At 65.3% G+C, this 24,109-nt stretch carries 23 protein-coding genes and 6 pseudogenes; 15 read left to right on the forward strand and 14 right to left on the reverse strand.

Annotated elements, in window-relative coordinates:
- The 6 genes and pseudogenes from V5B44_RS24025 to nifB form a co-directional block, all read right to left on the reverse strand.
- Positions 1–897: ADP-ribosylglycohydrolase family protein (locus V5B44_RS24025; protein ID WP_332361605.1), on the reverse strand; the 897-nt coding region annotated here is incomplete at its 3' end.
- A 16-nt stretch (positions 898–913) separates the two neighbouring features.
- Positions 914–1,288, reverse strand: a complete 375-nt coding sequence (locus V5B44_RS24030) for a 2Fe-2S iron-sulfur cluster-binding protein (protein WP_332361785.1) — start codon at positions 1,286–1,288, stop codon at positions 914–916.
- A gap of 38 nt (positions 1,289–1,326) precedes the next feature.
- A pseudogene (locus V5B44_RS24035) lies at positions 1,327–1,614 on the reverse strand (2Fe-2S iron-sulfur cluster-binding protein).
- Between the two features lie 22 nt (positions 1,615–1,636).
- Positions 1,637–2,910 (reverse strand): annotated as a pseudogene (locus V5B44_RS24040) (FprA family A-type flavoprotein).
- Between the two features lie 43 nt (positions 2,911–2,953).
- Positions 2,954–3,232 carry a ferredoxin gene (locus tag V5B44_RS24045; protein ID WP_332334521.1) on the reverse strand — a complete coding sequence of 93 codons (279 nt, stop codon included), beginning with the start codon at positions 3,230–3,232 and terminating at the stop codon, positions 2,954–2,956.
- An 11-nt stretch (positions 3,233–3,243) separates the two neighbouring features.
- Positions 3,244–4,764 carry a nitrogenase cofactor biosynthesis protein NifB gene (gene nifB / locus V5B44_RS24050; RefSeq protein WP_332339237.1) on the reverse strand — a complete coding sequence of 507 codons (1,521 nt, stop codon included), beginning with the start codon at positions 4,762–4,764 and terminating at the stop codon, positions 3,244–3,246.
- A 266-nt stretch (positions 4,765–5,030) separates the two neighbouring features.
- On the opposite strand from nifB, the gene V5B44_RS24055 reads away from it, so the two are divergent.
- Positions 5,031–6,395: a caspase family protein gene (locus V5B44_RS24055; protein ID WP_332361607.1), complete on the forward strand. Its 1,365-nt coding sequence runs from the start codon at positions 5,031–5,033 to the stop codon at positions 6,393–6,395.
- A gap of 134 nt (positions 6,396–6,529) precedes the next feature.
- Here V5B44_RS24055 and V5B44_RS24060 read toward each other — a convergent pair whose 3' ends face one another.
- From V5B44_RS24060 to V5B44_RS24080, 4 genes and pseudogenes are all read right to left on the reverse strand, one after another.
- Positions 6,530–7,324: a hypothetical protein gene (locus tag V5B44_RS24060; protein WP_332361609.1), complete on the reverse strand. Its 795-nt coding sequence runs from the start codon at positions 7,322–7,324 to the stop codon at positions 6,530–6,532.
- Position 7,325: 1 nt separating this feature from the next.
- Positions 7,326–7,757 (reverse strand): hypothetical protein, encoded by a 432-nt coding sequence (locus tag V5B44_RS24065; protein ID WP_332361611.1) that lies wholly within the window; start codon positions 7,755–7,757, stop codon positions 7,326–7,328.
- Positions 7,751–8,838: pseudogene (locus V5B44_RS24070) on the reverse strand (sigma-54 interaction domain-containing protein). The gene V5B44_RS24065 and the pseudogene V5B44_RS24070 overlap by 7 nt, the downstream one beginning before the upstream one ends.
- 73 nt (positions 8,839–8,911) lie before the next feature.
- Positions 8,912–9,427 carry a hypothetical protein gene (locus tag V5B44_RS24080; protein WP_332361615.1) on the reverse strand — a complete coding sequence of 172 codons (516 nt, stop codon included), beginning with the start codon at positions 9,425–9,427 and terminating at the stop codon, positions 8,912–8,914.
- Between the two features lie 13 nt (positions 9,428–9,440).
- Between V5B44_RS24080 and V5B44_RS24085 the strand changes: the two genes are divergently transcribed.
- Positions 9,441–9,788 (forward strand): hypothetical protein, encoded by a 348-nt coding sequence (locus tag V5B44_RS24085; protein WP_332361617.1) that lies wholly within the window; start codon positions 9,441–9,443, stop codon positions 9,786–9,788.
- 296 nt (positions 9,789–10,084) lie between these two features.
- On the opposite strand, the gene V5B44_RS24090 is transcribed toward V5B44_RS24085, so the two are convergent.
- Positions 10,085–10,948 (reverse strand): PAS domain S-box protein, encoded by an 864-nt coding sequence (locus tag V5B44_RS24090; RefSeq protein WP_332361619.1) that lies wholly within the window; start codon positions 10,946–10,948, stop codon positions 10,085–10,087.
- A gap of 264 nt (positions 10,949–11,212) precedes the next feature.
- Between V5B44_RS24090 and rsxA the strand changes: the two genes are divergently transcribed.
- From rsxA to V5B44_RS24125, 7 genes and pseudogenes are all read left to right on the forward strand, one after another.
- The gene (gene rsxA / locus V5B44_RS24095; protein WP_332361621.1) at positions 11,213–11,794 is read left to right on the forward strand and encodes an electron transport complex subunit RsxA; all 582 of its coding nucleotides are present in this window, start codon (positions 11,213–11,215) and stop codon (positions 11,792–11,794) included.
- A gap of 18 nt (positions 11,795–11,812) precedes the next feature.
- A pseudogene (locus tag V5B44_RS24100) lies at positions 11,813–12,353 on the forward strand (RnfABCDGE type electron transport complex subunit B).
- A 29-nt stretch (positions 12,354–12,382) separates the two neighbouring features.
- On the forward strand, positions 12,383–13,909 hold the full coding sequence (gene rsxC, locus V5B44_RS24105; protein ID WP_332361623.1) for an electron transport complex subunit RsxC: 1,527 nt from the start codon (positions 12,383–12,385) through the stop codon (positions 13,907–13,909).
- Positions 13,906–14,988 carry an RnfABCDGE type electron transport complex subunit D gene (locus tag V5B44_RS24110; protein ID WP_332361625.1) on the forward strand — a complete coding sequence of 361 codons (1,083 nt, stop codon included), beginning with the start codon at positions 13,906–13,908 and terminating at the stop codon, positions 14,986–14,988. Before rsxC ends, V5B44_RS24110 begins: the two co-directional genes overlap by 4 nt.
- Complete coding sequence (gene rsxG, locus V5B44_RS24115; RefSeq protein ID WP_332361627.1) at positions 14,985–15,614, forward strand: electron transport complex subunit RsxG; 630 nt, start codon at positions 14,985–14,987, stop codon at positions 15,612–15,614. Before V5B44_RS24110 ends, rsxG begins: the two co-directional genes overlap by 4 nt.
- Positions 15,611–16,285, forward strand: a complete 675-nt coding sequence (locus V5B44_RS24120) for an electron transport complex subunit E (RefSeq protein WP_332361629.1) — start codon at positions 15,611–15,613, stop codon at positions 16,283–16,285. Before rsxG ends, V5B44_RS24120 begins: the two co-directional genes overlap by 4 nt.
- A 31-nt stretch (positions 16,286–16,316) precedes the next feature.
- A complete protein-coding gene (locus tag V5B44_RS24125; RefSeq protein WP_332361631.1) occupies positions 16,317–16,595 on the forward strand; it encodes an RnfH family protein in 279 nt (92 codons plus the stop codon).
- Positions 16,596–16,695: 100 nt separating this feature from the next.
- On the opposite strand, the pseudogene V5B44_RS24130 reads toward V5B44_RS24125, so the two are convergent.
- Positions 16,696–17,026, reverse strand: a pseudogene (locus V5B44_RS24130) (DNA-binding protein).
- A gap of 375 nt (positions 17,027–17,401) precedes the next feature.
- Positions 17,402–18,028 (reverse strand): transposase, encoded by a 627-nt coding sequence (locus V5B44_RS24140; protein WP_332361633.1) that lies wholly within the window; start codon positions 18,026–18,028, stop codon positions 17,402–17,404.
- On the opposite strand from V5B44_RS24140, the pseudogene V5B44_RS24145 reads away from it, so the two are divergent.
- From V5B44_RS24145 to V5B44_RS24165, 5 genes and pseudogenes are all read left to right on the forward strand, one after another.
- Positions 18,022–18,480: pseudogene (locus V5B44_RS24145) on the forward strand (IS630 family transposase); the annotation flags it as partial. The gene V5B44_RS24140 and the pseudogene V5B44_RS24145 sit on opposite strands and share 7 nt — an antisense overlap.
- An 890-nt stretch (positions 18,481–19,370) precedes the next feature.
- A complete protein-coding gene (gene ubiU / locus V5B44_RS24150) occupies positions 19,371–20,384 on the forward strand; it encodes a ubiquinone anaerobic biosynthesis protein UbiU (RefSeq protein WP_332361636.1) in 1,014 nt (337 codons plus the stop codon).
- A 13-nt stretch (positions 20,385–20,397) separates the two neighbouring features.
- Positions 20,398–21,330 carry a U32 family peptidase gene (locus tag V5B44_RS24155; protein WP_332361638.1) on the forward strand — a complete coding sequence of 311 codons (933 nt, stop codon included), beginning with the start codon at positions 20,398–20,400 and terminating at the stop codon, positions 21,328–21,330.
- Positions 21,327–21,779 (forward strand): ubiquinone anaerobic biosynthesis accessory factor UbiT, encoded by a 453-nt coding sequence (gene ubiT, locus V5B44_RS24160; protein WP_332361640.1) that lies wholly within the window; start codon positions 21,327–21,329, stop codon positions 21,777–21,779. The genes V5B44_RS24155 and ubiT overlap by 4 nt, the downstream gene beginning before the upstream one ends.
- Before the next feature lie 41 nt (positions 21,780–21,820).
- Positions 21,821–22,774, forward strand: a complete 954-nt coding sequence (locus V5B44_RS24165) for a DMT family transporter (protein ID WP_332361642.1) — start codon at positions 21,821–21,823, stop codon at positions 22,772–22,774.
- An 18-nt stretch (positions 22,775–22,792) separates the two neighbouring features.
- Here the strand turns inward: V5B44_RS24165 and V5B44_RS24170 are convergent, their stop codons facing one another.
- Entirely contained in the window at positions 22,793–22,942 is a 150-nt protein-coding gene (locus V5B44_RS24170; RefSeq protein ID WP_332361645.1) for a hypothetical protein, read from the reverse strand.
- 167 nt (positions 22,943–23,109) lie between these two features.
- On the opposite strand from V5B44_RS24170, the gene V5B44_RS24175 reads away from it, so the two are divergent.
- The gene (locus V5B44_RS24175) at positions 23,110–24,102 is read left to right on the forward strand and encodes a zinc-dependent alcohol dehydrogenase family protein (RefSeq protein WP_332361647.1); all 993 of its coding nucleotides are present in this window, start codon (positions 23,110–23,112) and stop codon (positions 24,100–24,102) included.
- The last annotated feature ends 7 nt before the right edge of the window (positions 24,103–24,109 follow it).

Raw genomic sequence — 24,109 nt, forward strand, 5'->3', positions numbered from 1 at the left:
CGCGCCTGCGCGCGGCACCGGCTGGCAACGCCGGGATCGAGCGCGTTGAGCCAGCGTTTCGGAATGGTTCTGCGGCCCGTAGAGGGCGCCGGCGAGCATGCCGACGATGGCGCCGGTGGTGTCGGCGTCACCGCCGCGATTGACGACGTCGATCAGACAGGGCTCGAAACCGTCGACGTCGAGCAGGCCCTGCAGCACCGCCTGCAGTGTCTCGAGGACCCAGCCGCTGGGGTTTTCCCGCCGCGGACGGTCGCCAAACGCGAGTTCCGGATGTTTGGCGAGCAGGGGCGTGATGCGCCGGCCGATCATCTCGGACAGGGAGCGGCCGCAAAGAAAGTCCTGCACGGCGAGGGTGAGGAATTCGCAGACCTGATCCGAGAGGGCGTTGTTGTGGGTGACCTGCGCCTGCGCCCGGACGGCGACGCGCACCGTCGCTTCGGCTGCGCCGAGGGTGGCGAGCGCCACCGGCAGCACACGCATCGCGGCGCCATTGCCTGCGTCATGATCGGACGGCGGCGCGACCGGCAGACCGGTCTGCCGGAAGGTCACCAGGTTGCGGCGAACGGTGTTGCCGATGTCGATCGGTCTGCGCCGCATCCAGGCGTCGAAGGCCTGCGCGCAGGCGAGGGGAAGGACGTGGCCGCCGTTGGCCAGGATGGCGTCGCCGAGGGCCAGCGACATCGTGGTGTCGTCGGTCACCTGGCCGGGCTTCAGCTTGAGCCAGCCGCCGCCGACGATTTCCCGATGAACGCCGAAGTGATGGACGATCTCGCGCGGCGTCATGAACTCGACCGTTGCGCCGAGCGCGTCGCCGAGCGCCAGACCGAGATAAGCGGCCTCGGCGCGCGCGAGCAGCGCCTCGGAGACGCTGACCCGGTCAGCGGGCGCGTCCTGCACCGGGGCGCCACGGCGATCACCGGCTCGGGTACTCGACGAGGATGTCCTCGTCGCGCACGATGTACTGACAGGCCAGCCGCCATTCGGTCGGCGGCAGATCGTCGACGTACATCTGCTCGATCTGCGTTTGCTTGATCATGCCCATCTCCTTCAGGACGGCGACCTCGCGCACGTTGAGCGGACCACCCATGTGACCGTACTTGTTGTGGCTGCTCTTGTCGACGCTGCTGACCTTGACCAGGCAGGTGCCGCACTCGCCATCGCCGCAGGAAAAGTCGATCGGCACATGGTTCGCCTTGGCGAGCTGCAGAATGGTCTGGGTGTGGCTGCCGGCGACGGCGTAGATGGTCTTGTCCTTGTGCAGCGGGCTGGAAAAGGTGATGTTGGGCATGGAAGGCTCCTGGTGAGGTGAAAGGGGGTGGAATGGATTCAGGCCGGCATGACGACGATGCTCGCCGCCGAGGACCTGGGCCTGACAGGCCAGCCGGTGTCGGCGGGGCGCCAGGTTGTCCTTGAGCACCTGCTTTTCGAGCACCGACGGGTGCCGAGGTTTTCGTGGCCGGAAACGATGCTGGTCAGGCAGGTGCAGCACTCACCTTCGCGGCAGCCGTAGGTGATGCCGGCGCCGACTTTCTCCGAGACTTCGATCAGGCGCGTTCCCGCCGGGACGGTGACGGTGACGCCGATATCCTGAAAGGTGATGCTGGCTTTGGGCATTTCATTTCTCCTGTGGTTTGAATCAGGCGAGGTTGGCCATGTCGAGAGTCCGTGGCGTCGCGCGACCGAGCAGGTGGAGCGCGATTGGCGGCCGAGGTCGTGGCAGGCGGAATAGTCTTCGGCGGTCGGCGTCAGACGCGCCTTGACGCCCGGCAGCGGCACGCGCAGCTTCAGGCGACGCAGGCGGTCTTCGATCATCGGCACCGCTTCGCCGCTCCAGCCGTAGGAGCCGAAAGGCGGCGCCGAGCTTGCCCTTGACGTCGACCATGGTCAGCGACGAGAGCAGGTCCCAGACCGGCTTCACCGCGTCGCCGTTGATCGTCGGGCTGCCGAAGACGAGCGCGTCGGCTTCCTCGATCAGGTCGACGAAAGGTTGCGCGTCGCCACCTTCGAGGTCGTAGAGCGAGACGCGCACCTCGCCGGCGGCGGTCGACGCCGACTCGGCGCCGGCGGCGACCGCTTCGGCCATGCGGCGCGTGGCGCCGTAGGCCGAGATATAGAAGACCAGCAGCGTCTTCGTGCCGCGCCGTGCAGGCGGGGCGCCGAGAGGGCACGGTAGCGGGCGACGTAGTCGCGCGGATCGCAGGTGGCGCAGGATCGGCCCGTGCCCGGGGCGATGATCTGCAGCGGCAGCGGTTCGATCAGGTCGAGCGCGCGCGCACGTAGGTCGCGGAAGGGCCGCATGATGTGGGCGTAGTAGTAGTCGAAGGAGAAGCGGAAGTCGCCGACCGCGTCGTTGAACAGGCGGCTGGTCGCAATAGTGGCAGCCGAGGAAGTCGGCCGAGAACAGGACGCCTTCGGCGGCGAGCCAGGTGCATTGGGTGTCCGGCCAGTGCAGGTAGGGCGTGTTGAAGAACGCAGCTGGCGGTCGCCGAGGTCGGCATGGTCGCCGGTGCCGACGAAAGCGATGCGTCCGGCGAGCGCCGCCGGATCGAACAGCCCCTGCAGCATCAGGCGCGCCTGCGGCGAGACCAGCAGCGTCGCCCGCGGCGCGCGCCGCAGCAGCTCGGGCAGGGCGCCGGAGTGGTCGGGTTCGAGGTGATTGAGGACGATGGTGGTGATTTCGTCGTAATCGGCGATCGACTCGAGGCGGCGAAAGAAGGTCTCGGAAAAGTTGAACTTGACCGTGTCGATGATCGCTACGCCAGCGCTGCCGCGCACCGCGTAAGCGTTGTAGCTGGTGCCGTTGGCGGTGCGCAGGATGATGTCGAAGCTGCGCAGGTCGGGGTCGAAAGCGCCGATCCAGTGCACCCCGGGGGCGATCGCCCGCGCGCGCTCAGGGTCTGCCGCGGGCATCGGTCGGCTCGTCAAAAAGGACACTCGCCATCGCCATCGCGCTCTAGCGCGCCGCAATCTCGGCCTGCGCCGCCGCCCAGCGCTCGGGGGCGATGCCGGTCAGGGATCCCGGCGGGTTCAGCGGACAGCCGAGTTCATCGATGATCGCCCCTTCGATCGGGCAGATGCTCGCGCACTGCGCTTCGGCAAAGTCGCCGACGCATTCGCTGCAGCGGTCGGCGTCGATCAGGAAGTGAGGGATCGCGGCGTGGATCGCCCGGCTCGGACAGAGCGGTTCGCAGGCGCAGCAATTGACGCAGCTTTCGATGATTTCGAGGGCCATGTCCGGCGGCCTCAGGCGCGCTTGGCCGCGCTCGGCGCGAGCGCCAGTTTGCCGGCAGCGAGCATCTCGTTCCACACCGCGAGCACCGCTTCTTCGATCGGCTGCAGCGCGTGCTCGCCGTTCGGCTGGATGCCGGCCGCTTCGAGTTGCCCCCAGGGCTCATAGCCGATGCGCGAGCAAAGAACGACTTCGCAATCGGCGAGCGCCGCGATCGTTGCCGCCAGCACCGCTTCGGCATCGCCGCAGGTCTCGTCGCCGGCGCAATACGACTGCGCCTTGCGGTGACCGATCAGGCGGGCACCACTGGCCGAGGCTTCGTAGACCAGGAACTCGCGGGCGTGACCGAAATGAACGCCGACCAGCCCGTTTTTGGCCGCCACCGCCATCAGCACCGGCCGTCCGGGGGCGGTTGGCCGTGGTGCGGCGGGCGCCTGGAAATGAATCACCTGCGGGATCACCGGTGGCGTCGCCGGCGAAGCGTGCGCGCGAGCGCGTTTGGCCGCGAGTTCGCTGCTGACCTGGGCGCGAAACTCTGCGCGCCGGACCATCGCCGCCTCGTAGTCGATCTCCATGGCAGCGATCTTGTCGAGCGTGAACTCGGCGCCCCGGTCTTCGCCGAGCAGACCGACGGCGTCGGCACGACACTGGCGGCAATGGCGCATCATGTTCATGTCGCCTTCGCAGGCATCCTGGAGCGCTTTCAGCTCGGCCGCCTGCGGGCTGCGCTGGCCCATGACACCGTAGAAGGTGCCGTGTTCGGCTGCGGCGATCAGCGGCATGACGTTGTGCAGGAAAGCGCCTTTTGCCTTGACCATGCGGGAGACTTCCGGCAGGTGCGCGTCATTGACGCCGGGAATCAGGACCGAGTTCACCTTGACCAGGATTCCCCGCGCGCTGAGCATCTCCAGCCCTTTCTGCTGCTGTTCGATGAGGATCGCCGCCGCCTCGCGGCCGAAAACGCGTCGGTTCTGCCAGAAGATCCACGGATAGATCCGCTCGCCGACTGCCGGGTCCAAGCAGTTGATGGTGATCGTCACGTGGTCGATGTTGTAGCGGGCGAGTTCATCGACATGTTGCGGCAGCATGAGACCGTTGGTGGACACGCAGAGCTTGATGTCGGGCGCTTTCAATGCCAGCTGCCGGAAGGTCTCGAAGGTCCGCTGCGGATTGGCCAGCGGATCGCCGGGGCCGGCAATGCCGAGCACGGTCATCTGCGGGATGGTCGCCGCCACCGCCAGGGTCTTGCGCACCGCCTGATCCGGAGTCAGCACTTCGGAGACGACGCCGGGCCTTGACTCGTTGGCGCAGTCGTACTTGCGATTGCAGTAGTGACACTGGATGTTGCAGGCCGGTGCCACCGCGACGTGCATGCGGGCGAAGTAATGGTGGGCGTCTTCCGAATAGCAGGGATGGTCCTGCACCCGGGCGCGGAGGGCGTCCGACAGTTCGTCCACCTGCGGGGCCGTTGCACCACAACTTCCGGCGCTGCAGCCCGTGGCGGGCGGCGATGATGCGATGACAGGCAGATCCATGGCGAGCGTCCCTTGTCTGGGGGTTGAAGGCACGAGGTATTGAGCAACTGGCGTGCCAGCCCCCGCGCCTGCCCGGCTGTGGGTGCCGATTCCCGGATCGACGCGGGTGCCTTCATCTGCCGCATCGTGACCATGGGGTGCTGGAACAACCCTGGAGATTGACGCTGCCTGGTGGGCGCTCATATACTCAGTCACGGATGACCGTTGCGCTCGGCCAGCCAGGACCAATTGCAGCAGCGACACGACAAGCATCGCATTCAGACACCATGCCTTCCACCTTTTTTCCGGCCTTATCGTCGCACCTGTGGCGGGCGCTCGTCCTGGCGCTGGCTTGCGCCTTGTTGGCTGCCGCCGCCAACGCCCGGGGACAGCGCATAGCCCTGGTGATCGGCAACGGCAATTACCAGCAGCCTGACCTGCCGAAACTGGCCAACCCGACCAACGACGCCGAAGACATAGCCAAGGCGCTGCGCGGTTTCGGCTTTGACGTCATCGAGCGCAAGAACCAGACGCTCGAAGGGATGAACCAGGCTATCGCCGAGTTCGGCAGCAAGATCGGCGGCAGCGAAGCCGCGCTCTTCTACTATGCCGGGCACGGCATCCAGGTCAAGAACCAGAACTACCTGATACCGGTTAATGCCCGGATTGAAAGCGAAGCCTCGGTACCGTACCAGGGCGTCAACCTCAATCTGGTTCTCGACGAGATGGACAACGGCAAGAGCGGTGCCAACATCGTGATGCTCGACGCCTGCCGCAACAATCCGATCACCGGCAAATTCCGCTCCGGCCAGTCGCGCGGGCTGGCCAGCCCAGGCAGCGCGCCCAAGGGCACCGTGATTGTCTATGCGACCGACCCCGGCAACGTCGCCTCCGACGGCACCGGGCGCAACGGCCTATTCACGGCCGGGTTGCTGACCGCCTTCAAGGGCAAGGATCTGACCCTGGACGGCGTTCTGACGACCGCCAGTGCCGAAGTCGAAAAGGCCAGCGGGCAAACCCAGACCCCCTACGTCAACGGCCCGAAGACGCTGCAAAAGAGCTTCCATTTTCAGGTCACGGTCGAACCCGGTCGAGGAGAAATCGAAAAGACCTTCTGGGCCAGCATCGAGCGCAGCAACGATGCCGCGGACTTCGAAGCCTACCTGCAGAAATACCCGAACGGTAGCTACAAGGCGCTGGCCGAAAACCGGCTGAAAAAGCTCAAGGCCGACCAGCAGGCACCCGCTGCCCCTTCATCCACTGCGCCACCCACCGCATCCGCGACCGGGTCATCCACGGCCTTCGACGGGCGCTGGGCGATCACGCTCATCTGCGAGGATGTTGGCGAGGGCGGCAAGGTAGCCAAGGGCTACACCTTCAACTTCTTCAGCGACGTCAAGGAAGGGCGGCTGACTGGGCAAAAAGGGGAACCCGGGACAGCGGGATCCCTCACCCTGGTCGGCGTCATCAAGGCGGACGGAGCGGCCGAGATCAACGCCAACGGCCTCACCTCAAACCCGGACTATGCGGTGGGCCACGCCCGCCCAAGCTCGCCGTACTCGTACCGCATGCGCGGCACCTTCACGCCGACGAACGGCAAGGCAACGCGGATCGAACTCCGGCCCTGCGAAGCCACTTTCTTCAAGAATTGACGCGTTTTCCTCGACGCACGGACGGGGTTTCTGACCCGAGGAAATTCTTGGGGCCTGCCATGCCAACGGCCACAAGTTGCTGGAAGGGTTCGGCGGCAACAAGGAGACCAACGGTCACCGCAATGCCGCCGGCGTCAGCTGCCGATCACACCTTTCAACCCGGTGTAGACCGACAGCACTGTCGTCGCTGCGGCGGTCAAGGCACCGCCGAGTTCGTTGAATTTCTTGACCACCGCCTGGAACTGCTCCGTATGCTCACCGCCGCTTTTCACGAGGCGCGCCAGAGCCACCGCCATGCCTGCCTCGCGAAACGCAGCGGCGCGTTTCCGCTGGCGGGACATGTCCCCAATCAACATGCCGGTCGTGTAGCTGAGTCCGATGCTGGTCGCGTACTCGATGAATTCCCGCCATTCCCGCGCACCGTGTGGCAGCAAGGGCGTCCCGTCCACCCAGGCCGTCACGCCGCTCATACCGAGGACGGCCAGCAGCGCAAGGGAAACCACAGCACAGGCCTGGATGAGCGAGGAGCGACACGCCCCGGCCGTCATCAGCAGTCCGAAAGGCAGCGGAATGAGTAGCGACACAACCCGCAGATACAGGGTATTCAGGTCGTACACAACGGTAATCAGGCCGTGTGCCGCCAGGAGCAGAACCAGCGGCAGCAGCCAGCGGGACAGCCACTCTCGAGTGTTGGGCAGCACCGGAATCTCTTCCTGTACCGGCGGTGGCTCTACGTGGAAAGCCGATCCCGATGCCACTTCCTCCAATTGCTGCCCGCCCTCGGCCAGCAGGGCACCCTGGGCCGCCACCCGCTGCTCAAGGGATTCAATCCGCTCGAGCAAGGACTTGAACAAATAGAGGTCGCGCCGGCACACGGGGCAGACCAGGGCCTGCTCGGAGATTTTGCTGACGCAGTAGGGGCAGTGCAATTTACCTGACCACGTTCAGGTTGAGCAGGACACTGGTCTGGCGCCCCTCGCTATCCTGCACGGTGAGGCGAACTTGGTGCTCCCCTGGGGGCGCTTCGGCGGCCACGAGGTCGATACCCTTCTCGGTCAGGCTACCACGCACCCGGTCCAGGAGATTGATATTCGGTGTCCGCAGATAGGTCATTGTGACCGATGAGAGGTCAATTCTTGAACCACCCCGCGGCTCGAAAACAACGCGCAACGGGAAGGGCGAGGCAACCGCCCCCTCCGGCGAAACCACCTTGATTCCAGGACCGCGCGTGATGGCGCGGGTCGCCGGGGCGGTCACCGGGGCCGGCGGCAGCTTCGCCTCCGACTCCTTGATCAAGATCTCGGCAGCAACGCTTGTCACCATCAAGAGCCCACACAGCAGCGTTAGTCCGGCTTTCAACATGCCTTTTCCCCATTGGCGAAACAGATGCCGGCAAGAGTATAGAACGCTTCAACGCATGCGCGGCGGGGTGTCACATCTGCTTGACCTCGATGTTGAGGATCTGGACGCGGTAGGCGATCTGCCGCGGCGTCATGCCGAGCAGGCGGGCGGCGCGGGCCTGCACCCAGCCGGCCTGTTCGAGCGCGGCGATCACCCGTTCGCGCTCGCTCTGCTCGCCGCCGGGTCGATGCCATCGCCGGCAGGCGGAGCCGGCGCGGCCGGCGCCTGCGTCGGCGTGCCGCCCGGACGCTGCGCATGCGCTCGCGCGGCTTGTCGATACGGATCAGGTCGGCGTCGATCTCGCCGCTCTCCGACATCACCGCCGCCCGTTCGAGGCAGTTTTCCAGTTCGCGCACGTTGCCCGGCCAGTGGTGCTGCGCGAGGCGCCGCTGGGCGCTGCGGTGAGCGTCAGCGGGCGGCGCTGCATGCCGCCGAGACGGTCGAGCAGATGGCGCGGCGATCTTCGGCAGGTCCTCGATGCGCTCGCGCAGCGGCGGCAGCAGGATCGGCATGACGTTGAGGCGGTAGTAGAGGTCCTCGCGGAAGTCGCCGGTATCGACCGCCGCTTCGAGGTCGCGGTGGGTGGCGGCGATCAGGCGCACGTCGACCTTCAGCGTGCGGCCGCCGCCGACCCGCTCGAGTTCGCCTTCCTGCAGCACGCGCAGCAGCTTGGCCTGAAAGGCCGGCGAGATGTCGCCGATTTCGTCGAGGAAGAGGGTGCCGCCGTCGGCCATTTCGAAGCGCCCCTTGCGCGATTCACGGCGCCGGTGAAGGCGCCCTTTTCGTGGCCGAAGAGTTCCGATTCGAGCAGGTTCTCGGGCAGCGACGCGCAGTTGAGGCGCACGTAGGGGCCGCGCGCGCGCGGCGAGTTGTAGTGGATGGCATTGGCGATCAGTTCCTTGCCGGTGCCCGTCTCGCCGCGGATCAGCACGGTCGTCGGCCACTTCGAGACCATGCGGATCTGGTCGAAGATGCGCAGCATGGCGCCGAATGACCGACCAGGTTGTCGAAGCCGGGGCTTCTGGCGCAGCGTGCGGCGCATCGGGTGTCGCGTTCCCGGCGAGGCGACTTCTGTTCCTGCGCGACTTCGAGCGCCAGGCGCACGCTCTGCCCGATCAGGTTGGCCAGCATTTCGACGAAGCGAGCCGTTCTTCGAGCAGGCCGTCGTCGGGTTCGTCGGGCTGCACCGCCAGCACCCCCTGCAGCGCGCCGCCGACCTGGATCGGCACGGCGATGAACGGCAGGTCGCGCGTCGTAGAGGCCGAGCCGGTCGAGAAAGCGCGGCTCGTCGCCGAGGCGGGCGACCGCGCAGCTGCCGCCGCCTTCGAGGATCGTGCCGAGCAGCCTTCGCCGGGCCGGTAGCGGACCGCCGCAAACTCGTCGCTTTCCAGGCCATGCACGGCGTGCACGGTGAGGTCGCCGGCGTCGGGGTCGACCACGCTGACCATGCCGCGGCTCAGGTGGCCGCTGATTTCGAGCGTGCGCAGCACCTCGCGCAGCGTCTGCTGGAAATCGAGCGAGCGCGCAAGCACCTGCGAGACGCGCTGCAGGGTCTCGAACTGGGATTGCAGCAGCAGGCGGGACGGGCTGAATCGCTCATGGTCGCGAGGCACCGGCAGCAGCACGCGCACGCGGCAGCCGCGGGTGATCGTGCGGCTCGATCTCGATGAAGCCGCCGTGTTCGGCGGCGACCTGCTGCGCCGACGAGAGGCCGGTGCCGAGGTGGCCGCCGCCGCGCTTGGTGGTGTGGAAGGGCTCGAAGACCTTGAGCTGCTGGGCGTCTGTCGATGCCCGGCCCGCTGTCGGCGATCAGTCCACCTCGATGCCGCCGAGGCGCGCCTTGCTGGCCACGGTCAGCTCGCGCTCGCGGCAGCCGCGGGTGTTCATCGCCTCGATGGCATTGTCGATCAGCGCCTTGAACAGCGAGCGCAGCTTGTTCGGCGTAGCCCTGCAGCGTCGGCAGCATGGCCTGCGGTTTCCAGCTCACCGTGATGCCGGCGGCGAGCAGGCGGCCGGTCGACAGGTCGAGCACGTCGCGCAGCAGTTCGTTGAGGTTGACCGCGCCGATCGCTTCGCGCGTCTCGGCGGGAATCATCGCGCGCAGATCGGTGAGCGCCTGCTGGCCGGCGGCGATGGCGTCGGCGAGCGCGACCGACATCGGGTCCGTTTCGCCCTGGCGCCGCGCCAGCATGCCGACCACCGAGGCCATCATGTTGAGCGGCCCTTCGAGCCGGAAGGTGGCGGCGGCGAGGCTCTCGCGCAGGCCGAGACGCGATCCTCCTCGGCCATCACCGCCTGCAGCGCGGCGACGCGGACCTTTTCCTGCTGCGCGCAGGCTGGTGATCTCCTTCGCCACCAGCAGCAGGTAGTCGCGCCCCTGTCCGGCGAGGAAGGCATCGGCGCAGGTGTCGTCCTCGCGAACCCGGCTGCCGGAACAGGAGAACCAGCGCGGCGGCGGCCGCCCGGGCAGGATCGAGCCGCACTTCGCGATCGAGAAAGAGATAGCCGGAGGTGCGCCGGCCCCGTCCCGACTCGAGTTCGAGGCTGGCGCGCACCGCCGACATCAGCATCGGCGCCGGCTCGGCCATGCCGAGGTCGGCCTGCAGCTTCTTGTACTCATGGTTGTCGAGCACCACCCGGTCGTCGACGTCGAGCAGCGCGATGACCATCGGCGCCGCGTCGACCACCGATTCGATCAGCGCCTTCTGGTTGCGGACCTGGTATTCGAGGCGATGGACTTCGGTGATGTCGCGGTGCATGCCGAGGTAGTTGAGCACCTCGCCGCTCGCGCGTTGACCACCGGCGAGATGCTCAGCTCGGCGAGGTACTTGCTGCCGTCCTTGCGCCGGTTGATCAGGCGCCCGCTCCAGGGCTCGCCGTGCGAAATGTGTCTGCCACAGCGCCTGGTAGAACTCGCGCGGCATGGTCCGGTTGGAGAGGATCGACTGGTTCTGGCCGACCGCCTCGTCGCTGGTGTAGCCGGTGACGCGGGTAAAGGCGGGATTGACGTAAAGGATGTTGCCCTGCACGTCGGTGATCGAGATCGCCATGTCGGCCTGATTGACCGTGTGCTGGAAGACCTGCGGATGGATGCTCGGCGAGAGCCCCGTCGCTTCGCCGTCGGCCGCCAGCTTGAGTTGTTCGTTGGCCATCTCGATCGGTCCCCATCAAATGCTTGCCTGGTATGAAGCAATTTTCGCGCCGGGGTTGATTCCGCGACGGTTTCGCGCCGCGGATGTCCTGTTTTGTCGGACTTGCGACATGCGCCGGGCTTGTCGCCGGGGGTGCCGGGCGAGGTCGCGAGCGGCGAAAAAAACGCCATGCTGGTGCGGACTTGGAACGCCGGCACGGCTTTGGGGTGCGTGCACGCATGCTTGGCACGTTCGTGCAGAGAGAAGGCGAGGAGTTTGCCGACCATGACCACCTACCTGCTGCTGCTGCTATCGACCGCCCTGGTGAACAACGTGGTGCTGGTCAAGTTTCTCGGGCTGTGCCCCTTCATGGGCGTCTCCCGGAGCATGGACAGTGCGCTCGGCATGGGGCTCGCCACGACCTTCGTCATCACCCTCGCCTGCGCCGCGACCTGGATGCTCGAGCACTGGCTGCTGCGCCCTTTGACTCTCGGCTATCTGCGCATTCTCACCTTCATCCTGGTGATCGCTGCGACCGTGCAGTTCGTCGAGATGGTGATCAAGAAATCGGCGCCGGCGCTGTATCAGGCGCTCGGCATCTATCTGCCGCTGATCACCACCAACTGCGCGGTGCTCGGGCTGGCGCTGCTGACCGCCCAGGAGAAGATGAGCTTTCTCCGGAGCCTCGCCTACGGCTTTGGTTCTGCCCTCGGCTTCACCCTGGTGCTGCTGATCTTTGCCGGCCTGCGCGAGCGCCTGGCGCTGGCGCGCGTGCCGGCGGCCTTTGCCGGCGCGCCGGTGAGTTTCATCCTGGCCAGCCTGCTGTCGCTCGCCTTCATGGGTTTTGCCGGCCTCAACTTCAAGTAGGAGACTTTGCCATGTGGATTGCCATTCTTCTCTCTGACGCTCCTCGGGACGCTGCTCGGCTTGGCGCTCGGCTTCGCGGCGCGAAATTTCAGGTCGAGGCGACCCGATGGTCGCCGAGATCGAAGCCCTGATGCCGGGCTCCAACTGCGGTCAGTGTGGCTTCGCCGGCTGTCCCGCGGGCGGCGGCGGCGATCGCCGACGGCAGCGCACCGGTGACCCTCTGCCCGCCGGGCGGCAAGGGTCCTGGCGCAGGCGCTGGCCGCGAAACTGGGCATCAGCATCGATCTCACCGCCGTCGCCGATGAGGGGCCGCAGATCGCCATCGTCGCCGAAGAGACATCTGCATCGGCTGCTGCCGTTGCAGCAAAGTCTGCCCGACCGATGCCATCTCGGCGCGGCGAAACAGATCCACAACGTGATTCGCGAAGCCTGCACCGGCTGCGGCAACTGCATCGACCGCTGTCCGACCGAGGCTTTGCTGCTGCAGCCGCTGCCGATCACCGTGCAGCACTGGGTCTGGCCGAAACCGGCCACAGCGCCAGTCGCGCTCGCTGTCTAGCAAGCGACCGATCGACAACGAGGCAGAACATGGGCATCTTCGAGAAGATTTTCCGCCACCACCCGCCCTGGGGTGTACACCCGGACGACCGCAAGCTGCCGGCGGCCAACGCGCCACTGCGCTCGCTGCCGCTGCCGGCGTTGCTCTACGTCCCGATGCAGCAGCATGTTGGCAGCCCGGCGCGGCCAGTAGTGCTGGTCGGGCAGCACGTCCTCAAGGGCCAGTTGATCGCTGAAGCGCAGGGCAACGTCTCGGCGCCGGTGCATGCGCCGACTTCGGGGCGAATCAGCGCGATCGGCGAGGTCACTGCGCCGCATCCTTCCGGTCTCGCGCAACTGGCGATCACGATTGCCGTCGACGGCGCCGATACGTGGTGCGAACGGTTGCCGGTGGACGACCCCTTCGCGCTCGCGCCCGAGGAGATCGCCCGGCGAACGGCGGCTGCCGGCGTCGTCGGCCTCGGCGGTGCAACCTTTCCGGCGGCAGTGAAGTTCAATCTTGGCCGGCGCCTGAAGGTCAATACGCTGATCGTCAACGGCGGCGAGTGCGAACCCTACCTGTCATCCGACGATCGGATCATGCGCGATCGCGCCGCCGAAGTGGTCGATGGCCTGCGCATCGTGATGTACGCCATCGGCGCCCGTGAGGCTCTGGTTGGCATTGAAGACAACAAGCCACAGGCAATCGCCGCCATGCGGGTGGCCGCGGCCGCTTTCGGCAACGTGCAGGTGCGACCGGTGCCGGCGCGCTATCCGATGGGATCGGACAAGCAACTGATCCAGACGCTGACCGGCAAGGAAGTGCCGGCCGACGCGCGCGCCGCCGAGGTTGGTGTGCTGGTGCACAATGTGTCCACCTGCGCCGCCGTGCATCGTGCCCTGCGCCGCGGCGAACCGCTGGTCGAGCGCATCGTGACGCTGAATGGTGGCGCCCTGACGCGGCCGGGCAACCTGCTGGCGCCGATCGGCACACCGGTGGTCGACCTGCTGCGCTTTGCCGGCGTCAGCGGCCGACCGGCACGGCTGGTGCTTGGCGGGCCAATGATGGGCATCGTCTTGCCGCACGCCCGGGTGCCCATTGTCAAGGGTGCGTCAGGCATTCTCGCCTTCGACGCTGCCGAGGCACACGTACCGGAAGCCGGCCCGTGCATTCGCTGTGGCAGTTGCACGCGTGCCTGCCCGATGGGGCTCCTGCCTCTGGAAATGGCCAGCCGCATCGGCGCCGATGATCTCGCGGGCGCCGCCGGTTTCGGGCTGTCGGACTGCATCGGCTGTGGCTGCTGTGCGTATGTGTGCCCATCGCACATCCCGTTGGTGCAGTATTTCAGTTACGCCAAGGGCGAACTGTCGGCGCGCGAGCGCAGCAAGCTACGCAACGACGCGACCCGGCGCCTGGCCGAAGAGCGCGTCGCGCGGCTGGAACGTGAAGCGCTCGAAAAGGCGGCTGCCGCAGCCAGACGCAAGGCCGAGCGCGATGCTGCCAAGGCCGCCGCCGCTGCCGCGGCCCGCCCGTTGCCGGTGCGCGTCGTCAAACCCGCCAGCGAGGCGGCCACATGATCCCGCCGCGCCACGCCGGTCCGGTTGCCGCACCACACGCCGCCAGCGCCAGCAATGTCCCAAGGGTCATGCTGTGGGTGTCTGCCGCCCTGGTGCCGGCGACGCTCTTTGGCTTCTGGTTGTATGGCTGGCCAGCCGTTCATCTGTGGTGGATCACCGCCGGTGCGGCAATCCTCGGCGAGGCGTTCTGCCTGCGCCTGCGGCAAGAACCGGTTGCGCCTGTGCTCCGGGATGGGTCAGCCCTGCTCACCGGCTGGTTGCTGGCGCTGTCGCTGCCACCCTGGGCGCCCTGGTGGGCGGGTGTGGTTGGCGGCCTGTTCGCGACCATCATCGGCAAACAGGTCTTTGGTGGCCTGGGGCAGAATCTCTTCAACCCGGCAATGGTGGCACGGGTCATGCTGTTGATTTCCTTCCCGGTGCCGATGACCCTGTGGACAGCACCGCTGCCAATGCTCTCGGCCAACGCGCCAGGATTTGTCGCTGGGCTGCGGATCACCTTTGGCACGCTGCCGGCAACGTTCGACGCGATGAGCAGCGCCACGCTCTTCGGCTACGCGCGCAGCGAACTGTCGCGCGGCGTCGATCTGTTGCAGTCGCTGGCTGCGACGCAGGCACCGACGATCAGTCTACTTGGCGAGCGCGCCGGCAGCCTGGGTGAAACATCGTCGCTGCTGATTGCTGCCGGTGGCCTGTTGTTGCTCGGCTTGCGCATCATTACCTGGCACATTCCGTTCGCCATGCTGGTGACGATTGCCCTGTTCGCCTCGCTGATGCACGGCATCGACCCCGCTCGTTACCTCTCGGTCGGCATCCACCTGCTGTCCGGCGCCGCCATGCTGGGGGCCTTCTTCATTGCCACCGACTATGTCACCTCGCCGAACACCCCGTTCGGCCAACTGGTGTTTGGCGCCGGCGTCGGCTTTCTGACCTACGTCATTCGTACCTGGGGTGGCTATCCCGAAGGCGTCGCCTTCGCGGTGCTGCTGATGAACGCGCTGACACCGGTGATTGATCGCTACACCCGGCCACGCATCTATGGTCGTGACCGGCGCGGCACGCCGCTGGAGATCGACCCGTGAAGCTCGCGATCGCTGCCCTGCGTGACCGCCTGGCTTACCAGGGTGCCTCTCTCGGGGTGATCGCCTTGCTCGCCAGCACCGCCCTGGTTTTCGCCGTCGGTGGCACGCACGACCGCATCGCCGCCGCCGAGGCCCGGGATCTGCAGGCCTCCCTCTCGCAGGTCCTGCCGGATCACTTCGCCGACAACGATTTGCTGGCGGATACGCTGGAGATCGGCAACGGCGACGGGACCAGCAAGCGGGTTTACCTCGCCCGTCGCCAAGGCAAGATCGCTGCGGTCATCTTCCAGACGTCGGCCCGCGGCTACGCCGGCGACGTGCTGGTGCTGGTTGGCATCGACAGCGCCGGCGTGCTGCTCGGCGCGCGCGTTCTCAAGCACGCCGAAACCCCCGGCCTCGGCGACAAGATCGACTTGGCGAAATCGCCATGGATTCTGTCGTTCAATGGCCTGTCGCTGGCAACGCTACCGGCGGCAAAGTGGGCGGTGAAGAAGGACGGCGGCGTCTTCGACCAAATGGCCGGTGCCACCATCACGCCGCGCGCCGTCGTCAAGGCGGTCAAGGATGGACTCGATTTCTTCGCCGCGCACCGCGCGGAAATCCTGCAGGGAGGCAAAGGCCCATGAAGCAACTCGTTCAGACCCTGAAGGACGGTCTCTGGCTGCAGAACGTCGTCTTCGCCCAGATGCTCGCCCTCTGTCCGGCGATGGCTGTCACCACTACCGGCACCAATGGCCTGGGCATGGGGCTGGCGACCACGGCGGTGCTGGTCGCGTCCAATGTTCTGGTGGCGTCGATCCGTTCGCTGGTAAGTCCGCAGGTGCGCATCCCGATCTTCGTCGTCTTGATCGCGACGCTGGTGACGCTCGTCGATCTCGGACTCAATGCCTGGTTGCACGATCTGTACAAGGTGCTCGGCCTGTTCATCGCCCTGATCGTAGTGAACTGCGCCATCCTGGGTCGGGCCGAGGCTTTTGCCTCGAAGAACAGCGTCGCCGCCTCGGCCGCCGACGGCCTGGCCATGGGCCTGGGCTTTACCGGCGCCCTGACGCTGATCGGCCTGATCCGCGAGCTGCTCGGCAGCGGTACCGTGTTCGCGCAGGCGAGCCTGCTGCTGGGACCGGCATTCCGCGCCATCGAGCTGACGGTGATCCCCGACTACGGCGGCTTCCTGCTAATGATTCTGCCGCCGGGCGGTTTTCTCGTCCTCGGGCTGTTGCTGGCTGGCAAGCGGGCGCTCGAGTTGCGCGCGCGGGAAGCGAGCGATGCCGTCGCGCCGGCTCACGCGCTCGCCTGATCCTGTTGCCTGAAGTGAAGGGGATTTTGCCATGCAGGTAGGTGTCGCCTATTCCGAAGCTGGGCAGCAGATCTGGATGACCATCGAGGTGCCTGACGAGGCGACCGTGCGCCACGCGATTGACCGCTCCGGCATCCTCAGATCGTTCCCCACCATCGACCTGCAAACACAGAAGGTGGGCGTTTTCGGCCGCCTGGTGAAACTCGACACAGCCCTCCAGCCGGGCGACCGGGTCGAGATCTACCGTCCGATCACCTGCGATCCGCAAACCGTCCCGCGCCGCGATGGCGAGGGCGATGATGAGGAGTAGGCAGGTTCTCCCGGTTGCGTGAAGGGTTCCCGAACCGGCGAGTTCCGCCGTTCCTGAAGCCTACTGACCGAAAATTTCAATACGACACGTGCTGAAGACTTCATCCAGTGGCGTGTTTTCCTTGCTCAACCAAAAGCTTCATGCCCACAGCCTTCAACACCGCCATCAGAGTTTTCAGCGTTGGATTGCCCTTGGGCGACAAGGTACGATAAAGCGACTCTCTGCATGCCCGCTTCGACAGCCACCGCCGCCAGCCCGCCGTAAGCCTCCTCGAATATTCGTAACGCAAGAAGACCGGCAGCACGGTCATCGGGATCGTCCAGTGACTACATTGCCGCCTTTAGATACGCCACCGCCAGTTCACGGTGCGCTCGAAGCTCGGCTACCTCGCGGTCATGATGCGAAACTGCTGCTGCCACCTTCTTGTTCATGTTTGCCTCCGTTTCCAATCAGCCCAGTAATCCTTGGCCGTCTTGATATCCGTCGCCCGAGTCCTTTTCGACCGACCCGACAGCAAAATGACGATCGACTGGCCTTGCCAGCCCAAATGGACTGATAACCGGCACCGAGGTGTTCCCTCAGTTCCAAGACACCAATCGCCCACAGACTCGCAATCGCCAAGATTGCCGGCTTCGATCTGCTTCAGGCGGATCCGTATCCTGGCTTGTACTTGCTTGTAGCGCAGCGACTGAAGCCACTCGGTGACCAATGCTCCCAAGCTTACACGCCATAGTCATACCCGGTTTTTGTAAGCGTCTGATAAATGGGGTTCTTGGGTAAACTTTCTGGGGCAGGATCGGTTTGGTTTAATCTGGACGAGGTTTTTGATCAGTTCGTTGAAGACGGAGGCGACATTGTCGAGAGCGTCTAGGCCCTGAAGGAGCCAGCGTCCGAGGGTGCGCTTGATGCGGGAGAAGGGGTCGCCCCGGTTCATGAAGCAGCGCGCTAATGTTGGGGTCGAGGAATTCACTGGCAGCATGGACGGCCAGGGCATTGAGGTTGTCGCAGAGGATTCTTGCGCCGAAGTCTTGTTGTGTGGCCAGCCAGGACAGGCCCGACAACTGCTCCAGGGCCAAACGGTGCTTGATCCTCGTCAATGCCTCCTCAATTCTCCACCGGGAGTGATAGAGCGCCCCGAAGTCGCCGGCGGGGTAGGCGTCAAGGTTGAGGAGCGAGGTCACGAGGACACGCACCTTGTGGCCGAACACGTGGCGAATGAGGCGAACTTCGCAAGGCGTCGCGGCAATTTCGTAATCGAGCGCATCCTGTTTACAGGGAGTTGGCAGCGTGACGACTTGCTCGGCGCGGTCGGATCGGCGGAAAGCTTGAATGGCAATGAAATTGAGGCTGTCCGCGCGCATGCAGAAGTGGCGTCCTCTTTGCAACAAGGCGGCGAAGAGCCAGCCCTCTGGGAGAGGAAGACATAACAACATACAAGCGCCATGGCACCGTTAACCTGTTCGCCGCCCTTGAAGTGGCCACCGGCGTCCTCCGCGGGAAGACCACGCAAACCAAGAAGCGCGCCGACTTCCAGGCCTTCATGGAGGAGGTCGTCGCCGACGAACCCGCCGACCGCGAGATCCACGTCATCCTGGACAACCTCAATACACACAAGAAGAATGACGAGTGGCTCGCCGCTCACCCGAACGTTACCTTCCACTTCACACCCACCAGCGCCAGTTGGCTCAACCAAGTGGAGATCTGGTTCGGCATCTTCCCGCGTAAGACGCTGCGAAATGCCAGCTTTTCAAGTGTCGATCAACTCGTGGAGGCCATTCAGAAATTCACCGCCGCTTACAACCAGAACGCCGCTCCCTTTGTTTGGCGGAAGCGGGAAGTCAAGGGCGCGCCGCTACGAAATACTATTGTTAACCTATGCAATTAGACACTAGCACTCGCGGGGTCGTTGCCTGCAAGCCGGGTGAAAAATGCACCAAACCGCTAACCCCCAAAGATTGAGACGAAGTCGCTGCGCGGAGGAAATGCAAGCCAAGTCAATGGTCTGGCTCCAAAGGCAGCATCTCCCCTGAAATACAGCCAAGTGCGAAGGCCATTGCGGCGCGCACTGTCCACTGGGACGACGCCTGACCATGTACTCGCTTCCTCCGTCCTCGACGACCGACCGGAGAGTGGTGTTCGCAAGCCAGCGGAACGGTTTGCCTCAAAGCCAACAAGGGATTCCGACGGCCGCAAGAGCATCGACGAAGGCCCCGGCCGGAAGTTTTCTCCCGTCAGGTTTCTTGACTGGGGATACCCAAAAAAATACAACTGCGATGGCCTGGCCCAGCTCTTCCCCAACCGAGCTCGTCCAACTGGGCCATTCTTCTCCCGAACTCGGCACACTGGAGCACCTTGAAAGACGCCGTCCGGAAGGCTTTGCGTCATGCGACTGGTCCTTCCATACGGTATCCAATAGCCGTGAAAGCAATGTTTCGGGATACAGGGCGGCAGCATACACCGAGAGCACATCACTGCTTCTCGTTTGTTCAGTGACCAAGGATAGCCGGCGGCACCTGTTGAGCACGGCTTCCGCAACGCGGTGGGTACGCGTTTGTCCTGTTCCACAGGCTTTTCGCCATCATCCCACCCAACACGGCGTCGAGTCGGGAAGACTCCTCTCCGGTGGTATCACCTCGCGAGAGATCGCAACATCGCCCCGCCACCAGGCGCCTTCCCCGTTTCTTTTTCCACGGCAATCACTCGCGAATTGACCAGAATCAAGCGCGGCAAGGCAGGCTTGACTATACTCCCCGGCTTCGCTTGACGAGATCCACCATGGCGCGCCGAAAAGTCCCCCACCTGATCTGTCCCGCTGGCAGTTTGCCGGCGCTCAAGGCGGCAATCGACCATGGCGCCGATGCGGTCTATCTTGGCTACCGCAACGACACCAATGCACGCAATTTCGCCGGCCTGAATTTCGACCACAAGGCGATGGTCGAAGGTATTCGCTACGCCCAGTCGCGCCACCGCCAGGTTTTGATGGCGATCAATACCTTCGCCCAGCCGGGAAGAGCGGCCGACTGGCAGCGCGCCGTCGATGGCGCGGCGGAGCTTGGCGTCGATGCGGTGATCCTCGCCGACGTCGGCCTGCTCGACTACGCCAGCAGCCGTCACCCGGACCTGCGTCTGCATCTCTCGGTGCAGGGCTCGGCAACCAGCTACGAAGCGGTCAATTTTGCCCACCGCGAGTTCGGCATCCGACGCGCGGTGTTGCCGCGCGTGCTGACGCTGGCGCAGGTCGAAACGGTGATTCGCAATACGCCGGTCGAGATCGAGGTGTTCGGATTCGGTAGCCTGTGCGTGATGAACGAGGGTCGCTGCTGGCTGTCGTCGTACGCCACCGGCGAATCGCCGAATACGGTCGGCGCCTGTTCGCCGGCGAAGTACGTGCAATGGGAAAAATCGCCCGGACAGATGACGACCCGTCTGAACGGCATCCTGATCGACTGTTTCGGCGACGACCAGCCGGCAGGGTACCCGACACTGTGCAAGGGACGCTTCGAGGTGCAGGGCGAAACCTATTACGCACTCGAAGAGCCGACCAGCCTCAATGTGCTCGAAATCCTGCCCGAGATCGCCCGAATCGGCGTCGCGGCGATCAAGGTCGAGGGGCGCCAGCGCAGCCCGACCTACGTCGCCCAGGTCACCCGCACCTTGCGCGCTGCGCTTGACGAACTGGCCAGCGACGATCAGTGGTTCCACGTCAGGCCGGCATGGCTGGCCGAGCTGGCGCGACTGTCCGAAGGCAGCCAGGTCACTCTCGGCGCCTACAACCGGCCGTGGCGCTAGTGCGGGAGCAGGCATGAAACTGTCTCTTGGACCGCTGCTCTACTTCTGGCCGAAGCACGAGGTCTTCGATTTCTATGCCGAGATGGCGCAGAATCCGGCGATCGACATCCTCTACGTTGGCGAGGTGGTTTGCTCGCGTCGCCAGCAGATTCGCGCGGCCGACTGGCTGGGGCTGGTGCGCGACCTGAGCGCCACCGGCAAGCAGGTCGTCGTTTCGGCCCAGGCGCTGCTCGAGTCGGAAAGTGACCTCAAGTCGCTGCGGCGCCTGGCTGACGAAATCGGCGAAATCCCCGGCTGCCTGCTCGAAGCGAACGACCTCGGTGCGGTGAACATTGCTGCCAGCCGCCCTGACGCAGCCTTCGTTGCCGGACCGCATCTCAACATCTACAACGAGGCGACACTGGCCACCTTTGCCCGCTACGGCATGCGCCGCTGGCTACCGCCACTCGAAGGCGACCGCCGGCTGATCGAAACGCTGCACCGCAGTCGCCCGGCCGGCGTCGAGACTGAGATCTTCGTCTTCGGCAAGCTGCCGCTAGCCTTTTCGGCGCGCTGTTTCACCGCGCGGCACTACAATCTCAACAAGGACGACTGCCAGTTCAAGTGTCTCGATCACCCCGAGGGAATGACGCTGCGCACCCGCGAAGGGCAGCCGTTCCTGACCATCAACGGCATCCAGACGATGTCGGCGCAGACCTGCAACCTGTTGGCGCAGGTTCCGGAACTGCTGGCGATGGGCGTCGAGGTCATCCGTATCAGTCCGCAACCGCGGGCGATGGCTGCGATCATCGCCGCTTTCGACGCCGCACGCCGAGGTCAGCCAAGCGAGCCCGACACTTCCGACTGGGCCAGCGAGGGGCTGGTCGATGGCTACTGGTTCGGCGAGGCCGGCATCGTGAGCCATCAGCGATCCACACTCACACCCATGGGAGGAACCTGTTCATGAGCCAGGGTTTTTTGATTCGCCGTTTCAGACTGCCGAGCCTGGTCTCGGCAGTCGGCGCCTATCTGCCACAATGGCCACACGCGCTGGCCCTGGCGACGGCGCTCAACGCCGCAGCCAAACTCGGACTGCTCCCCGAGGACAGCCTGGCGCTGCTCGAAGGGCGAAGCTTTGTCGTCGAGGTGATCGACGCTGGCGGACAGGCCCGCTTCTGCTATCGGGGCGGCCTCTTCCGGCCGCTGTTCACCGCCCCACAGGCGCCGGACCTCTGCTTCCGGGCCAATCTGTCGGCTTTCCTGCAGCTGCTGGCACGCCAGGAAGATCCGGACACGCTGTTCTTCAACCGTGAATTGTCGATCGTCGGCGACACCGAGCTTGGGCTGGTGATCAAGAACATGCTCGACGCCGTCGAGTGGCCACCATTGCCGACGCTGCCGATCTTTCGCCACTGAAAGCCGACGCAAACCGCGGCCCGGGAATGCCGGTGCGGGCCATGCGGCCCCAACTGCCGGCTGGTCGCGCCCTCGTCGAAGGTGTCGCCTGCGCGCTGGGCGCCGGCCTGCTGTGGGGACTGGTCTTCGTCGTTCCCCTGATGTTGCCCGACTACCCACCGGCGATGCTCTCGTTCGGCCGCTACCTCGGCTTCGGCGTCATCGCGCTGTTGCTGGCCTGGGGCGACCTGCCGCGCCTGCAGCAACTGCGCTGGCCGGACTGGCAAAGGGCTTTCGAACTGGCACTGGTCGGCAACATCCTTTATTACCTCTTCCTCTCGGCGGCGATCCAGCTGGCGGATGCCCCCTTGCCGACGATGCTCATCGGCACACTGCCGATCGTCATTGCCATCGTCTCGAACTTCGGCAGCGAAGCCTTGCCGTGGCGCCGCCTACTGCCATCGCTGGTGGTGATCACGATCGGTATCGCGCTGGTAAACAGCCATGAGATGGCCTTGCTCGGTGAGCAGCGCGAGGCACACGACCACTTCCTGGGGGCTTTGCTGGCACTGGCAGCGGTCGCGGCCTGGACCTGGTACCCGGTACGCAATTCCCGTTGGCTGCGGCAACGGCCAGCACTGGCTTCCGGCACCTGGGCCGTCGCCCAGGGCCTGGCGACGCTGCCGCTGGCGGCTGTCGGCATGGCGGTTGCCGGACTTTTCTTTCGACAGGCCGACAGCTTTGACTATCCGCTCGGGCCGTACCCGCTGCGCTACGTCGGACTGATGCTGACCCTCGGCCTGTGTGCTTCGTGGCTGGGCACGCTGCTCTGGAACCGGGCCAGCAAGCTGTTGCCGACCGCGCTCGCCGGCCAGTTGATCGTCTTTGAAACGCTGGCGGCCTTTGCCTACGCCTTCATCTGGCGAGGCGCGCTGCCCGGCAGTACGGCGCTGCTCGGCATCGCGCTGCTGGTCGGTGGAGTGATCCTCGGCGTGCGCGCGTTCCGGGCGGGCTGAGCGCCTGCCCCAAACATTTCAGCGGACCTTGATCTCGGTCCACATGCAGGACAACAGCCGGCGGGTTTTCGCGTCGAAGCGGCGCAGCATTTCGAGCAGTGGCAAATCGGCAGGCGGTGGAAAGATGCCCGGGTTACCGGCGATTTCGGGAAGAATGTACGGCGTCACGGCGGCATTCGGGTTGCCGGCCCCGATCAGGTTGGAGATATCGGCGGCGTTCGCCTAGAATCTGCCTATGCCTGCTTGCGCGCGCTCTGCTGGGGACAGCAAGGCCCTGGCCCGAATACGTGCAGGAAACGGGTTTCGCCTGTAGGAAGTGACCGCGGGGGATGCACATGAAGGCCATGATTCTGAATGCCCAGGGCGATCCGTTGCGGCTCGCCGACCTGCCCCGACCAAGCCCAGACGCCGAACAGATCCTGCTCGAAGTGCGTGCCTGCGGCGTTTGCCGGACTGATCTGCACGTCATGGATGGCGATCTGAAACAACCCAAGCTGCCGCTCATTCTCGGCCATGAAATCGTTGGCATCGTGGTCGAAAAGGGTGCCAGGGTGGAGCGCTTTGCCCTCGGCCAGCGCGTCGGGGTACCCTGGCTGGGACGCACCTGCGGCTATTGCCGCCACTGCACGAGCGCGGCCGAGAACCTTTGTGACGCGGCCGAGTTCACCGGCTACACGCTGGATGGCGGCTATGCGGAGTTCGCGCTGGCGGATCAGCGTTACTGCTTCTCGCTGCCGGATGAATACTCCGACGCCGAGGCAGCACCGCTGCTTTGCGCCGGACTGATCGGGTATCGCTCGCTCGTCGCCGCCGGCGATGCGCGGTGCCTGGGCATCTACGGTTTCGGCGCCGCCGCGCACATCATCGCGCAGGTCGCTTGCTGGCAGAAACGCCAGGTATTCGCCTTCACCAAGCCCGGCGACATCAATGGGCAGGATTTTGCCCGTCAGCTCGGCGCTGCCTGGGCCGGCGGTGCCGACGCGGCGCCCCCGGAAGAACTTGATGCGGCAATCATCTTCGCACCGGTCGGCGATCTGGTCCCGCTGGCGCTTCGACACACGCGCAAGGGCGGAACGGTCGTCTGTGCCGGCATCCACATGAGCGACATTCCCGCGTTCCCGTATTCCATCCTCTGGGGAGAGCGCTGCCTTCGCTCCATCGCCAACCTGACCCGGCGCGACGGCGAGGAATTTTTCGCTGTCGCCCCACGGGCCGGCGTCAGGACCGAAGTGGAAACGTTTCCCCTGGCATCGGCCAACGAGGCCCTCGAGCGACTGCGCAGCGGTCAGCTGCGGGGTGCCGCGGTTCTGGTCACCGGCAATGGATAGAGGCACG

This window comes from Candidatus Accumulibacter necessarius, from assembly GCF_036625085.1.